Source organism: Caldibacillus sp. 210928-DFI.2.18, assembly GCF_020554505.1.
GTDB classification, from domain to species: domain Bacteria; phylum Bacillota; class Bacilli; order Bacillales; family Caldibacillaceae; genus Caldifermentibacillus; species Caldifermentibacillus hisashii.
Map to the genome: position 1 here is coordinate 1 of NZ_JAJCHL010000020.1, position 13,238 is coordinate 13,238.

The following is a 13,238-nucleotide window of genomic DNA, read 5'->3' on the forward strand; positions in this document are numbered from 1 at the left end:
GAAGATTTAGTGACCGTTTGTGCGGGATAAAGTGAAACTTCCATCAGTGGGGATTTTTTATCCCACTGATGGTTAGTAGAACCAATCGGGCACTTACGGGAACTTATCTTCCTCCTTTCCATCTTTGATTTTTCCAAAGCCATAGGGGAAGATTTAGTGACCGTTTGTGCGGGATAAAGTGAAACTTCCATCAGTGGGGATTCTTCATCCCCACTGATGGTTAGTAGAACCAATCGGGCAGTTATAAACACTGATGAAATTTTACTTTATTTTTCCAAAATGGTATTTAAAAAGAAATCAATATGCTGTTCCAGTTTTTTCTCAACTTCAGCGGTGCCTTTTCCGTCAAATTTTAAAATATTGTATTCCGTAAGTAAAGAAAAAACCGGGTTTTGATATTCGATGGCAAGTACTTTCGGATTATACGGCCGGATTTTTTTAAACTCGATGAATTTTGTAAACACAATCTCGAGGAATTCAATTGTCTTTCCATATAAATCATGTAAAATAATTTCTCTTGCCAATGGTGAACGAAATTGTTCCACTTGGAGAAGCCGCCACATTTTTTGCCCGGTTTCGTCTTCCATATATTTTTTGAAATTATGGAGACCGGCTCTTAAAAAAGATTCGACCGAATGTTTTTGCAAGATTTCATTCAGCGTTTCAAGAGGCGGTAATGTTTTAGAAAAATCTTCTCTAAAAAAGTTTAAAATAGATTCTAAAATTTCATCTTTACTGCTAAAGTGGTTATATAAAGAGCTTTCTTTAATCCCTACTTCTCTCGTAATTTCACGAATGGAAACCCCGCTGAAACCTTTTTGAGAAAATAAGTCCAAGGATATGTAAAATATTTTTTCCTTTGTACTTATTGTCATAATTTCACCTCCATTTCATATAGAAGTAATGTTTATTCAGATGTATTTTAATGAGCGTAATGCACTAATTCCATTATAAGCTAACGATCGTTAGTTATAAAGTGTTTTGCCAATTAACTTAAATTTGCTTTTGTACTGAAGGAGAGGCAGGATTTATATGAATGAGGGAAAGCCAAAAATCCGTCGTAAAAAAAGCCCGGAACGAGGAGAAAACTAAAAAACGGTCATACTATTGGCCCAAAAAAGCAGCCTCAAAAAGATGAAGCTGCTTTTTTGCTTTGGTATGGGGTACTATTTTATATACCTTTTTTTTCACAATATGTTTCAACTAGCTCCTCTATCTTTCCAAGATCAGGAGAATCTCCTGAAAAGGCAAATTTTAATTCTTCAACAAATTTTCCTTCATGGTAAACATGTATTGCTCCGTTTTGTTCAATCACGCTATATTCCGGTTCAAAACGATATCCGCCTCTTTCAATTGCACCCATTAATATACCAGCTCCTAGCAAGAACATTTACTATATTTGCAGCTAATCACTTCCCTCGTGATTGGCTTCTCTATTGAGGATTTCCTCACTTAATGCTGCATTTTCTAAACCTTTGTCACTAAATGCATTATAGCTATTTAACATATCGTTATATGCTCCTCGATCCATATCGGTATCACAATTTTCATACTGATTATCCTTGTTGTGATTGTTATTTCTCATATATTCACCCCCAACACTTTTTCTTTTGCTTAAAAGTTTTAACCAAAGCAAGTTTTAAGAAATAGCTAAACTTTCTTACCGCTGGATATAAAAGTTATTCTCTTTTAATAAAGAATAAATGCTCTTCAGGGAAATTTTCTTTTCATCAAATTCAATCTTCATTTCACCATCGTCCGTATCGATCAGAACTCTTTCAATTCCATCTTTTCCTTTTAACAGTTGTTGAATTTGTTGAATAGGGGTGTCAGATGTAGCGTTTTGAATAAAAATGGTTTCTTCAGCCATTTTATGTCGCTCCTTTAGTGAATTAAATTGAGTAACTTGAGTTTCGACCTTAGAAAACCAATCTCGCCAACAATTTTAGGCTAAGGTTCATTTTTGTCGACGAAACTTTGCCATGCGAAACTCAAGTAAGCAAAAAATCCAATCTGTTTATATAGTGTTTGAATCATTACCTAATTTATACTCCGGCAAATCTATTTTCTATATGAATAGCAGCTAAAAAGGCCATGACTATTCTGGAAAATACCGGGAAAGTAAAGTTTTTTATACCGGAAAAAGGCAATCAAAATCCTATGGGACATTTTGGCTTATTTTTATTGTGGAAAATTTATAATAACGAAAACAAAGGAAAATCAATGTCATGATAACTGTTGAGTTAATTTCCGGTGCTCCTTTATGAAATATTTACAATTTCTAATAAGGATTTAATACTAACTTTTAACTTTTAGAAAGAATTTAAAATAGAGGAGCCTAATTATGAGTGAAATACAACGCAAAGGACAAAATGAATATGAAGAAAAAGTACTAGCCTTAAATGGAATGGATAAAGAAATTCTTGGTCAGGTCAGATTTGATGAAATTAGTGAAACAAGACCGATTTCATTAAAACCTGTGAAAGACCAAGTAATTGTCATTACTGGTGCCTCAAGTGGAATCGGGCTAGCTACTGCAAGAATCGCCGCGAAAAAAGGTGCGAAAGTCGTCTTAGCCGCCAGAAATGAAGACGCCTTGAAGGACTTGGTCAACGAATTAGAAAGAAAGGGTCATTCGGCAGTTTATGTAAAAGCGGATGTTGGTAGAGAAGAAGATGTGAAAAAAATTGCCGAAACAGCCATTAAGCAGTTTGGCAGGTTTGATACATGGGTGAATAATGCCGGGGTAACTATCTTTGGGTATGCAATGGAAGTCAATTGACGATATGAAACGATTGTTTGATACGAATTATTGGGGTGTGGTGTACGGGTCAAGGGTGGCTGTAAACCATTTTCAAGAAAGAGGTGTTCCGGGTGCGCTCATTAATGTAGGGAGTTTGTTTGGCGATCGGGGAACTTTGATTCAATCGACTTATGCCCCGTCCAAATTTGCTGTTCACGGCTGGACAGAAAGCCTCAGAATGGAATTAGAAAAAGAAAAGGTGCCCGTCTCTGTTACGCTGATCCATCCTGGGAGAATCGACACCCCTTACAATGAACATGCCAGAAGTTACTTTGATAAACAACCGGTACATAAAGGGATGGTTTACCCGCCTGAAGCTGTTGCAGAAGCAATTTTATTTGCCGCTGAACATCCGAAACGCAATATCTACATCGGATCGCAAGCGAGGGCACTGAAACTAATAGGAACGAACCTTCCCCGCCTTACCGACAAACTGATGGAACGCTACTTTCCTCAGACTCAATACGCCAATCGTCCATCCAACCGACCTGAAGAAAGCAACTTATTCAAGGCAGGATATGGAATGCATGAGCGAGGAACAAATATCGGGTGGAAACGCAATTCAAGTTTCTATGTAAAGGCAACGAAGTACCCGGTCATTACCGGATTTCTCGTCGTTGGGCTTAGTGCACTCGCATGGGTTGCCGCCAAACGAAAAAAATAAAATAGATTGGCAAAAGAATGATCTCGAAACCAAAATCAATGAAATGCTAAACGAAAAAATAAAAGTGGATGAAAGAAAGGTGTAGGTCCCTATGTCAACAAACCAAATTCCTCGTGATGAGGGAATGGATAACAGTCTCGCTCTGTTGAAAGAAGGCTATCTGTTTATTAACAATCGGGTGGAAAAATTCCAATCCGATATTTTTGAGACCCGCTTAATGGGGCAAAAAGTCATATGTATGAGGGGGAAAGAGGCAGCTGAACTGTTTTATGATGTGGACAAGTTCCAACGAAAATGGGCAATCCCCAATCGGATTCAAGAAACATTACTTGGGAAACGCGGAGTGCAAACGTTAGACGGTAAGCAGCATCTTATTCGAAAGCATCTGTTTATGTCACGACTTATATCACGTTTTCGGCACTTGCCTTATATGAGCACCCGGACCAAAAAGAAAAACTGAAAATTTATTATTGCATTTTATTGAAATTGTAATATAATAAACATATATTTACTAACGTTCGTTAGTCCGAAAGATTAGAATTCAATGTCCCTTGGGAAATTGTTAAAAGAGAGATTTTGTTTCAAAACGAACGTCCTTATAAAGCAATTTTTAAATGAAATTAATGGAGTGATATAGATATGAACCCTTTCATTCAAACAGATCAATTTAATTATATTCGGTTTCAAGTAAAAAAACTTGTAAATGCTCATTCAACATCAAGTGATCAAGATGTGATTGCAGCTGTCAAATCGATGGTGACAGAAAATGTCTTCGCTTTAATACCTAATTTAAACGATGAGCAAAGACAGATGCTACAATCGATCACAATGGTGGATGATAAAGAGGCAGGAGAAAAATTTTTACTGCAGTTAAAACCGTTTGTGATTCCATTTCAAGTAACGGAACCAGGAATCAAGAAATTGTTTCCGAAAGTAAAAAAATTAAAAGTCCCGCCACTCGAAAAGCTGGATTTGCATGAAGTTGTCTACTTAAGTTGGCTGGATCAACAAACCAATAAAAAATATTTGGTATATAGGCGAGCAGGGAAATTGCTTGGAATTGAAGGTTCTTTTCAACCAATGAATCAAAAAGGTGTTTGTGCCATTTGCCACCGACATAGTGAGGTCGGTATGTTTAGTGTCAGAGAGAAGGGAAAAGCGTATGGAACTTTTATTAACAGAGGAAATTTTATTTGTACCGATAGTCAAGAATGCAACAACAATTTAATATCTTTAGAAAAATTATATGATTTTGTTGACAACATTCAAAAGTAGGTACTAACTTTTAAAAACCGAGGATGCCCCGTTTTTCGGATTTTCAAGGAATTAACGAGGCATTTTCGTATTTTTATTGAAATGATTTCATCGCTTGCTCCAATGCATTATGGGCTTGTCCAAAAGCTTCTGAAGGACCAACATCCTCGGCTGTTTCCATTTGTGCCATGGAATGTTTAGCTTGGGTCAGGGCTGTAATCGCATCTTCAAGCATCGTCCCTTTATCGCCGTATTGTTCTTTTGCTGATTGCAGTTGGCTAATCGCTTGGTCCAAGTCCACAGCTTCAGGATTGTTGTATGCATTTTCCAATTGTTGCATAACTTGTTCTAATATCTCCTTCACGTCAATCATCTCCTTTCCATATCGTAGTTTTACCTATTAAAACGACAGTATACCTGTTTAAATACAGCTTCCTGAGTCAAATACTCAACAAGTCATGGGTTTGTTTCTAATTTCACTCAAAACCATGTCAAGAAAAAAACTAAATAAATAAAAGCTCATAGACATCATTTAATTGGCGGGCCCGCTCGCTATCCTGTTCCTGACTCGAATAATCAATGGCTTCTTTTAAAACTTGATTAAGAAACTTGCTTTCATCTTCAGACAGGTCCCTGATAAACTGCTCTTCACTGGCATAATTTCCTTTTGTAATTTTCTTAAAAAGGCTCTTACCTACATTGCTGTTTTCTGTGTGAGGTGCTAAAACTTCTCGAACATATAATAATGATTGTTCCACTCGAGACACTCCTTAAAAATGCTGTTTTTCGATAGTCTCAACAGATGGTGAAATATTATTCGTAAAAATGTCTTTAGTCATGTGACCTAATTATTCATCCGTAGAATTAGTTTGGTCCATCCATGTAATAATCTCCGGAGTATAGAGAAGTGCTGTATTAAGCTTTTCCTCTTTTATGGAAGGTTCTTGATGATTTTCTTTTTTTTTGTTCTTTTTTCCCCGTTAAATCATAATCTTTCAACTTGTTCGCCTCCGTAAAAATATCGATAGTTGCTGCTGTTGTTATTTTCCCAAGATATGCAAATAAAATCCATAATCACAAAAATTAGGGGATAGAAAATCTCAAGCGTATAAAAATGTTAGACAAGGAAACGGGGCTAATAAAGTCTTGCCCCGAATTTATAGCCTTATATAAAGCAACAAAATCTTAACAACAGCGTCGAGGATATCCTGGGTCAACTACGACGTTTCTTGTAATTGGTTGAACAATATGTCTAGGTACGTTGACAATATTGGTTCTATTGATGTTTATAACAGGGTGGATATAAGGAACTTCACGCGGAACAAAGCGGTCACGGACAACATATTTTGGTGGACAAAAAATAGGTCTCACAGGTCTAGACAAGAGAAATCACCTCCATTTCATATATTAGTATTACATGTATATAATGGAATTTTTGAACCGGACAATTTCCCTAATTCTATACAAATTTTGGTTATCCACCGCTTAGCCTAATAAAAATTTTTCAGAAAGGGATTTATGTCACGCATTTCTCCTTAAAATTAAACAAAAGTAGCATTTTCCACGCTTGTAACGGAACTACCTAAGTTAAAGATTTTTACATTTCCATCATTTTTTCAGCTTTGTTATGATTTGGATAGGTGCCGATTACCTCTGTGATAAAAAATGTTATTATATGAGTATAACTTTTTACGGGACAAATGGTAATGGCATAAGATCACCATGTAATAATAGATCATTCACGTTTGGGGAATATAGTGGATACTTTTTAGTTAGGTGGCTGACTTAATTCGTTTTTGCTGGGATTATTAATTACAGCGACCAAATCGAAAATTAAGAAAGAGGGTGTTGTAGAATGCAAGCTTACTTATTTTTAATATTATTACTGGTTGCCGGATTAATTGTGAAAAATCAATCACTCATTGTATCCGTTGTTTTTTTGTTAGCGATGAAGCTTATTTTTAATCATGAAAAATTATTCTCCACCATTCAGACGAAAGGAATAAATTGGGGAGTTACCATTATCACCATTGCGGTATTAACCCCAATTGCAACCGGTCAAATTGGGTTTAAAGAATTATTTGCTTCGTTAAAATCACCATATGCTTGGATAGCCCTTGCTTCCGGTATTCTCGTTGCGTTGCTTGCTAAAAATGGGGTTGTCCTATTGGCGAAAGACCCGCATATCACGACGGCATTAGTCATTGGAACCATCTTAGCCGTTACCTTATTTAAAGGAGTTGCAGTTGGCCCGCTTATTGGTGCAGGGATTGCTTGGTATGCAATGAAATTATTTGGAGTAAATTAATCGGTGTGTAAAATATAGATGATTCCGGTTTCATTATGGTCGTTTAATGATGGGGGCTAATAAACGACCAAAGCAATATAAAAAACTGCTTATATGTGCCGGGAAAGCGACAAAGTTTCAAGCTCAACTTTCCCGGCTAAGTTATGCTGGCGATTTATTTAGTTATTTCCTTGTTGTCCCCATCCCCAGATGGATAACCCCTATTGAGATGTAAGAGAATCATTTTTTAATAGCCGTAACCAACAAATGCTGCCCCGACAATAATTAACAAAATAAACAATACGACAATTAACGCAAATCCTGAACCATATCCACCGCTAAATGCTTCACCCATTAATCTTCACCTCCTGCTTCGTTTCACAAACAGCATATGTTTTATTTGGAAAAATGGTCTGGACACAAGCCCCATTGAAAAGAAAACTGGCAGGCAAATAAATGACTAACTTTTTTTCAGAAGGGTTCTTGACAAATAGTTTATGAAAAAAGAAGGCTTATGACATAATTGAATTATGCTCTAGCGATGGAATGGACACGACTTAATGAAATAAGGACCTTGAATAATTACATTTCTTTGGAAGCTCCCACTTCAAAATGGGCAAATAAGTAGCGGGTAGTTCACATAGATAAGATAAAAAAATTAATTTTCCCCAAATTTACTTTGTTTTATATAATGTTCCATTGCCTTATTTAACCACTCCTCTTCTTCTTTTGAAAATGGAGTAGGCGCCAATTTTTCCAGTTCATCATAATTGATTTCATCCAGATTGCCGGTTTGGGTGGCGAGCGTTTCCATAAAATTATCATCGAACAAGGAGAGTGTTGACTTCATATATTCATATATTCCTCGATTAAATTGATAACTTCAGGACTGTCGACAGGGCTGCCAACCAATTCTTTTACTCGTTTAGTAAAATCAATGAATACATTGTCTAATTTCTGCATTTCGCCTTCTGTTTGGACATAAATCATATCAACAAGATCTTTATCAAAATAACTTTCTAACCATTCCCGCTGTTTGTCTTCCGTTTGCATACTGCGAATTAAACTCATTAATACGACACTGTCAATTTCTCCGTGTTTATGAATAATTTTAGTGGCCCGATCAATGGCACTGATGGACGTTTCAATTCTCTTTTTTTCTTTTTCAAATAATTTTTTCTGCATCGTCAATGAATCGACTAAATTCATATTAAATTTTTGCTCAGATAAGATTTCTTTAATTTGTTCAAGGCTGAACCCGATAAATTTGTAACTAATAATTTTTTGCAGCTTAATAATATCGTCTTCACTATATTTTCGATGCCCGGACGATTCATCTTTAGCAGGTGTTAATAACCCGATATCGTCATAATAGTGCAACGTTCGGATTGATACACCTGTTTTATCTGCAATTTCCCCAATTGAATAAAATTTTTTCTTTTCCATTTCTAATCCTCCATTCAGAAATTTTTTAAAGCTCTATTCTTACTATAAAGCCTAACGTAACTGTAGGTTCAAGGGAAATTTAATTATTTTTTTAACCAGCTTTATATAAATTGACTTTTTTATAAATGTTCGTTATAATTTGTCAAAACAATTCGATACTTGTTCAATGATAGGGAGAGTAATGATTGATTTTTTCGTTGATAGCGAGCCGATGTTGGTGGAAGATCGGTACGGAAGCAATCGTGAAACGCACCCTTGAGAAAGTTTATTGAAAGTGAAAGTAGGTAAACTCGGTTAAATCCGTTATTATTGCAAGCTGGCTTATTTGGATAAGCAAGTAGAGTGGCACCGCGAGCAAAACCCTCGTCTCTATATTTTTATATGGAGATGGGGGTTTTTTAATGTTAAATGAAGGAGGATTTGTATGGTTTTTAAAGAGGTTATTGCATTATCAATTTTCGAGTCCTTAAATAGTAAAGAGATTTTTTCCGTTTCAAAAACAGACATTGAAAAAGCGATAGAAATCCCGCCCCAAGGAAAAATGGGAGATTATGCCTTTCCATGTTTTTTGGTGGCCAGCAAAATGAAAAAGTCACCTGCGCAAATTGCAGCTGAACTCGGAAAAAGTATACACCATCCGTATATTAAGCAAGTTGACGTTGTTGGTCCCTATGTAAACTTCTTTTTTAACAGACAAGCTGTAGGTAAGAAAATTATTGAAGAAATACTGAAGAAAAAGGCAGGATATGGAGATTTATCCATCGGTCAGGGTGGAAATATCACAATTGATCTTTCCTCACCAAATATTGCAAAGCCATTTTCCATGGGTCACCTACGCTCTACCGTCATCGGTAATGCTTTGGCAAATATTGTTGAAAAATGCGGATTTACGCCGGTGAAAATCAATCATTTGGGAGATTGGGGAACTCAATTTGGGAAACTGATTACTGCCTATAAGATGTGGGGAGATGAAGAGAGGGTTAAAGCGAATCCGATTCAAGAACTGCTTGCTTTATATGTTCGTTTTCATGAAGAGGCGGAAAAAGATTCTAAGCTTGAAGAAGAAGGACGTCACTGGTTTAAAAAATTAGAAGATGGTGATGAAGAAGCACTATACTTATGGAAATGGTTCCGTACTGTTTCTTTAAAGGAATTTGGACGGATTTACCAGCTTTTGGGTGTTGAATTTGATTCCTATCATGGGGAAGCTTTTTACAATGACAAAATGGAGGCAGTTATCAAGGAGTTGGAAGAAAAGAATTTGTTAACAGAATCCGATGGGGCGATGGTTGTCAGATTGGATGAATACAATTTGCCACCTTGTCTTATAAAAAAGTCTGATGGCGCCACATTATATGCAACGAGAGACTTAGCGGCAGCTCTATATCGGAAGCGGGAATATCATTTTGCAAAATCTTTCTACGTTGTCGGAGGAGAACAAGCACTTCATTTCAAACAACTGTTCCTTGTTTTAAAAAAGATGGGATATACGTGGGCGAATGAATTATACCATATTCCATTTGGGATGATGCTTAAAGATGGAAAAAAGATGTCTACGAGAAAGGGAAAAATTGTCCTTTTAGAGGAAGTACTGCATGATGCAATCAGAGCTGCAAGGGATGCAATTGAGAGTAGAAATCCTAATCTGGAGAATAAGGATGAAATTGCACAGATGGTCGGTGTAGGAGCTGTCATTTTTCACGATTTAAAAAATGATCGCTTAAACGATATCGAGTTTTCTCTTGAAGCGATGCTTACCTTTGAAGGAGAAACCGGGCCTTATCTTCAATATACGTATGCCCGTGCATGTTCCTTATTGCGAAAAAGTCATGTACCAAATTCTCACACTAGTTTATACGAGGTTTTTGAAGATGACAAGGCTTGGTCGATTATTTTTTTATTATCGAGATTTGAGGAGATAATTGCATCCGCATTTTTTGAATTCAATCCGTCGCGTATCGCAAAATATTTGCTGGATTTGTCTCAACTGTTCAACAAATATTATGGTGCCGTTAAAATACTTGAAGAAAATGACGGACTTGTTGCAAGGTTGAAGCTGGTTAAAGCTACCTCTATTGTATTAAGGGAAGGGTTGCGTTTATTGGGTATTGGGACACCGGAGCGAATGTAAAATTAAGTGCAGAAGCCGTGACATGGGTAGGAGTACCAATTATCGGATTTCCAATGAATATCGCCCCAAAAAAAGGACCGGGCGTACTTTGCCCGGTTTTCTTACAATTAGAAGGTGAAATTCTGTTAAATTATTTCTCCCGCTTTCTGGATGTGGAAGAAAGGAATATAGTGTGTCCCAGCATCATGCTTAAGTCAACCATTTTCTGTTCAGCGATTACTTGGATATTCGCGGAAATCCTCTTTCATACTGAACCGGAATGTCTATTTGCTTCTTCAATTGGACGGCTGCTTCCAATGTCCAGTAAGGATTACGTAACATTCCACGACCGACGGCAACAAGATCGGCATCTTCATTTCCGATTATTGAATTTGCTAAGATTGGATCGTCTAATTTTCCAACAGCAATAACCGGAACATGTAAAGCCTGTTTGATCTGTCTGGCTAAAGGCACTTGATAACCTGCATGGACACCCGGTTGACCACCACTGCCAATCGGACCCTCTCCACCTGTACTAACATGGAAGAGATCAATTCCTGCTTTTTGATATTCTTTGGAAAACTTGACTGCATAATTGCCGCCATAGCCACCGTCAACATATTCAGTTGCTGAAATGCGCATAATCAGCGGCATATCGGCAGGAACTTCACACTTTGCCGCCTCGACAACTTCTCTGCCAAATTTGGTTAAGTCTTTTCCGTATTCATCATGACGCTTATTTGTTAAAGGTGAATGAAATTGGTGAATTAAGTAGCCGTGTGCCCCGTGAATTTCAATCACATCAAAACCGGCTTTTACAGCGCGACGGACGCTCATGCGGAATTTTTCCACCATCTCTTTCACTTCATCCGTTGTTAGTTCACGTGGAGTTTTGAAATCATGGTTAAACGGAATTGGCGATGGTGCAACAGGTGTCGGGGCATCTTGAGCTTTTCGTCCGGCATGCCCAATTTGAATTCCGACTTTTGCACCATAATTATGGCAGGCTTCAATTATCCGTTGAAAAGCAGGTATCGCTTCATCTGACCACAAACCTAAATCATAATCTGTAATCCGTCCATCCGGTTCCACGTCCGTCATTTCGAAAATGATTAGTCCGGCACCACCAATTGCCCGACTTACGTAATGAACATAATGCCAGTCATTTGGAATACCATCTTTTTTGGTTACCGAATATTGACACATCGGGGGCATGACCACCCGGTTTTTTAACTTCAATCCTCTTAATTGAAATGGATCAAATAAATTCATGCCTTTCCCTCGCTTTCAAAACTAAAGAATATATTATATTATATCATTTCATGACAAGAATATTGGCGGATATGCTTTTGCGTTGTATTGAGAAAAATCCAAAAATCGGAGTATTTAGCTCGCATTCACGAGCAGCAAAATCCCCACCTCAAGACTTTCGTAAACAGCACGGTAATTGAAAATTTTAGTAATTTATTCATTTTCCTTTATACTTTTAAACCTGAACCGATAATAAATACATAGACTGCTCTTATAACGAAAACGATACTTCTAAGTAAGAAGCTGCCTATTGCAAAAACTTCTAATCTACAGGAATTTCGGGAAACCGATTCGAATGTTTTTAACCATGTATATTAGAAAAGAGGTAATGGATATATGGAATTATTATTGGATAACCAAGCTCTAAATAAGTCGGAATTTTATCATGTTGTGCAACCGATCGTTAATCTTGTGAAAAAAAGAATCCATGGGTTTGAGTTTTTGCTTCGATCAAAGCAAATCCAAAATCCTGAGAAATTATTTGGCATGGCTGAGAAAAATCATCAACTAAATGAACTGGACAAAATATCGGTCTATAAAATTTTTGAAACGGTCGCAAATTTTAAGGGAGCTTTAGACGAATACCAACTTTTTATTAATGTTTATCCGTCAACAATGGTTGATCCGGACTTTTTAGAAAGCTTAAAAGAACTGGCTGCCGGATCAAATATTCATCCGAATTCCATCGTGTTTGAAATAAATGAAGCGGAGGAAATTTTGGATATCGAGTTTTTTAAAGAAACAGTTGTTAAATTGAAACAAATGGGATTTTTGATTTCGCTTGACGATATTGGGAAAGGTCAGGCGAATATGAAAAATTTAATTGAAATTGACCCGAATGTCGCAAAATTGGACTTGTACTTTTCTGAAGATTTAGCTTTCTCCCCGAAAAAACAAGATTTTATTTACTATTTTCATCAATTTTTAGGTCATCATGCAAAAATTGTACTGGAAGGGTTGGAGAAGGAAGAAGATTTGCAAGCAGCTAAACAACTAGGTGTATCTTATGGTCAGGGTTACTATCTTGGAAAACCACAGCCATTGGAATTTTATGTAAATGGATTGAATGACGAACGGACGAAATGAATGAAATATAATCTGAACGGTAGGTCTAAAGATTTTCAGATTGGAATATAGCCTTTTCCTGCATTATTATTGCGGTCCGCCTTAGTTTTGACAGAAGAAGGCAATTTTTGCAGGTTGGCCCCAGCGGCAGGTGAAACAGCAATCCTTATTTCCAACATTAAAAAGATAAAAACTGAAATAAATAAGTTGACATTGATAATGATTATCATTAAAATTGTAATTGATAATGATTATCATTTTTAATATGATAGAATAAACATTTACTAGTTAGACAGTA

General features: G+C 36.7%; 16 protein-coding genes, 1 pseudogene and 1 other annotated feature. Of the genes and pseudogenes, 6 read left to right on the plus strand and 11 right to left on the minus strand.

The genetic code is table 11. The features are described from left to right. The 5 genes from LIZ98_RS06295 to LIZ98_RS06315 all read right to left on the minus strand — a co-directional run. Positions 1-191 (minus strand): hypothetical protein (locus LIZ98_RS06295; protein ID WP_309240450.1); only part of this gene is annotated, 191 nt, incomplete at its 3' end. 75 nt (positions 192-266) lie between these two features. Then, positions 267-875, minus strand: a complete 609-nt coding sequence (locus tag LIZ98_RS06300) for a TetR/AcrR family transcriptional regulator (RefSeq protein ID WP_227139244.1) — start codon at positions 873-875, stop codon at positions 267-269. Positions 876-1,171: 296 nt separating this feature from the next. Next, positions 1,172-1,363 (minus strand): YbxH family protein, encoded by a 192-nt coding sequence (locus LIZ98_RS06305; protein ID WP_034768921.1) that lies wholly within the window; start codon positions 1,361-1,363, stop codon positions 1,172-1,174. 42 nt (positions 1,364-1,405) lie between these two features. Next, positions 1,406-1,585, minus strand: coding sequence for a hypothetical protein (locus LIZ98_RS06310; RefSeq protein ID WP_041902089.1), 180 nt, complete (start codon positions 1,583-1,585; stop codon positions 1,406-1,408). Positions 1,586-1,660: 75 nt separating this feature from the next. Further along, a complete protein-coding gene (locus LIZ98_RS06315; protein WP_034768924.1) occupies positions 1,661-1,870 on the minus strand; it encodes a hypothetical protein in 210 nt (69 codons plus the stop codon). Between the two features lie 537 nt (positions 1,871-2,407). On the opposite strand from LIZ98_RS06315, the pseudogene LIZ98_RS06320 reads away from it, so the two are divergent. From LIZ98_RS06320 to LIZ98_RS06330, 3 genes and pseudogenes are all read left to right on the plus strand, one after another. Then, positions 2,408-3,467, plus strand: a pseudogene (locus tag LIZ98_RS06320) (SDR family oxidoreductase). Positions 3,468-3,558: 91 nt separating this feature from the next. After that, positions 3,559-3,927 (plus strand): cytochrome P450 family protein, encoded by a 369-nt coding sequence (locus tag LIZ98_RS06325; RefSeq protein WP_041848204.1) that lies wholly within the window; start codon positions 3,559-3,561, stop codon positions 3,925-3,927. A gap of 179 nt (positions 3,928-4,106) precedes the next feature. Beyond that, the gene (locus tag LIZ98_RS06330; protein WP_227139245.1) at positions 4,107-4,742 is read left to right on the plus strand and encodes a FusB/FusC family EF-G-binding protein; all 636 of its coding nucleotides are present in this window, start codon (positions 4,107-4,109) and stop codon (positions 4,740-4,742) included. A gap of 73 nt (positions 4,743-4,815) precedes the next feature. On the opposite strand, the gene LIZ98_RS06335 is transcribed toward LIZ98_RS06330, so the two are convergent. Together LIZ98_RS06335 and LIZ98_RS06340 are read right to left on the minus strand one after the other, a co-directional pair. Continuing rightward, entirely contained in the window at positions 4,816-5,085 is a 270-nt protein-coding gene (locus LIZ98_RS06335; protein ID WP_108897757.1) for a hypothetical protein, read from the minus strand. Positions 5,086-5,224: 139 nt separating this feature from the next. Next, positions 5,225-5,479 (minus strand): sigma-G-dependent sporulation-specific acid-soluble spore protein CsgA, encoded by a 255-nt coding sequence (locus LIZ98_RS06340; protein ID WP_034768940.1) that lies wholly within the window; start codon positions 5,477-5,479, stop codon positions 5,225-5,227. 1,097 nt (positions 5,480-6,576) lie between these two features. On the opposite strand from LIZ98_RS06340, the gene LIZ98_RS06345 reads away from it, so the two are divergent. Continuing rightward, positions 6,577-7,029, plus strand: a complete 453-nt coding sequence (locus LIZ98_RS06345; protein ID WP_041902086.1) for a DUF441 domain-containing protein — start codon at positions 6,577-6,579, stop codon at positions 7,027-7,029. 226 nt (positions 7,030-7,255) lie between these two features. On the opposite strand, the gene LIZ98_RS06350 is transcribed toward LIZ98_RS06345, so the two are convergent. From LIZ98_RS06350 to LIZ98_RS06360, 3 genes are all read right to left on the minus strand, one after another. Continuing rightward, entirely contained in the window at positions 7,256-7,363 is a 108-nt protein-coding gene (locus LIZ98_RS06350) for a YjcZ family sporulation protein (protein ID WP_082025893.1), read from the minus strand. Positions 7,364-7,666: 303 nt separating this feature from the next. Beyond that, a complete protein-coding gene (locus tag LIZ98_RS06355) occupies positions 7,667-7,858 on the minus strand; it encodes a hypothetical protein (RefSeq protein WP_227139246.1) in 192 nt (63 codons plus the stop codon). Next, positions 7,855-8,454 (minus strand): MerR family transcriptional regulator, encoded by a 600-nt coding sequence (locus LIZ98_RS06360; RefSeq protein ID WP_227139247.1) that lies wholly within the window; start codon positions 8,452-8,454, stop codon positions 7,855-7,857. The genes LIZ98_RS06355 and LIZ98_RS06360 overlap by 4 nt, the downstream gene beginning before the upstream one ends. Positions 8,455-8,611: 157 nt before the next feature. Continuing rightward, positions 8,612-8,828, plus strand: a binding site (T-box leader). Between the two features lie 50 nt (positions 8,829-8,878). On the opposite strand from LIZ98_RS06360, the gene argS reads away from it, so the two are divergent. Continuing rightward, on the plus strand, positions 8,879-10,585 hold the full coding sequence (gene argS / locus LIZ98_RS06365) for an arginine--tRNA ligase (protein ID WP_227139248.1): 1,707 nt from the start codon (positions 8,879-8,881) through the stop codon (positions 10,583-10,585). 216 nt (positions 10,586-10,801) lie between these two features. On the opposite strand, the gene LIZ98_RS06370 is transcribed toward argS, so the two are convergent. Further along, entirely contained in the window at positions 10,802-11,836 is a 1,035-nt protein-coding gene (locus LIZ98_RS06370) for an NADH:flavin oxidoreductase/NADH oxidase (protein ID WP_227139249.1), read from the minus strand. A 375-nt stretch (positions 11,837-12,211) separates the two neighbouring features. On the opposite strand from LIZ98_RS06370, the gene LIZ98_RS06375 reads away from it, so the two are divergent. After that, on the plus strand, positions 12,212-12,961 hold the full coding sequence (locus tag LIZ98_RS06375; protein WP_227139250.1) for an EAL domain-containing protein: 750 nt from the start codon (positions 12,212-12,214) through the stop codon (positions 12,959-12,961). Positions 12,962-13,238: the final 277 nt, after the last annotated feature.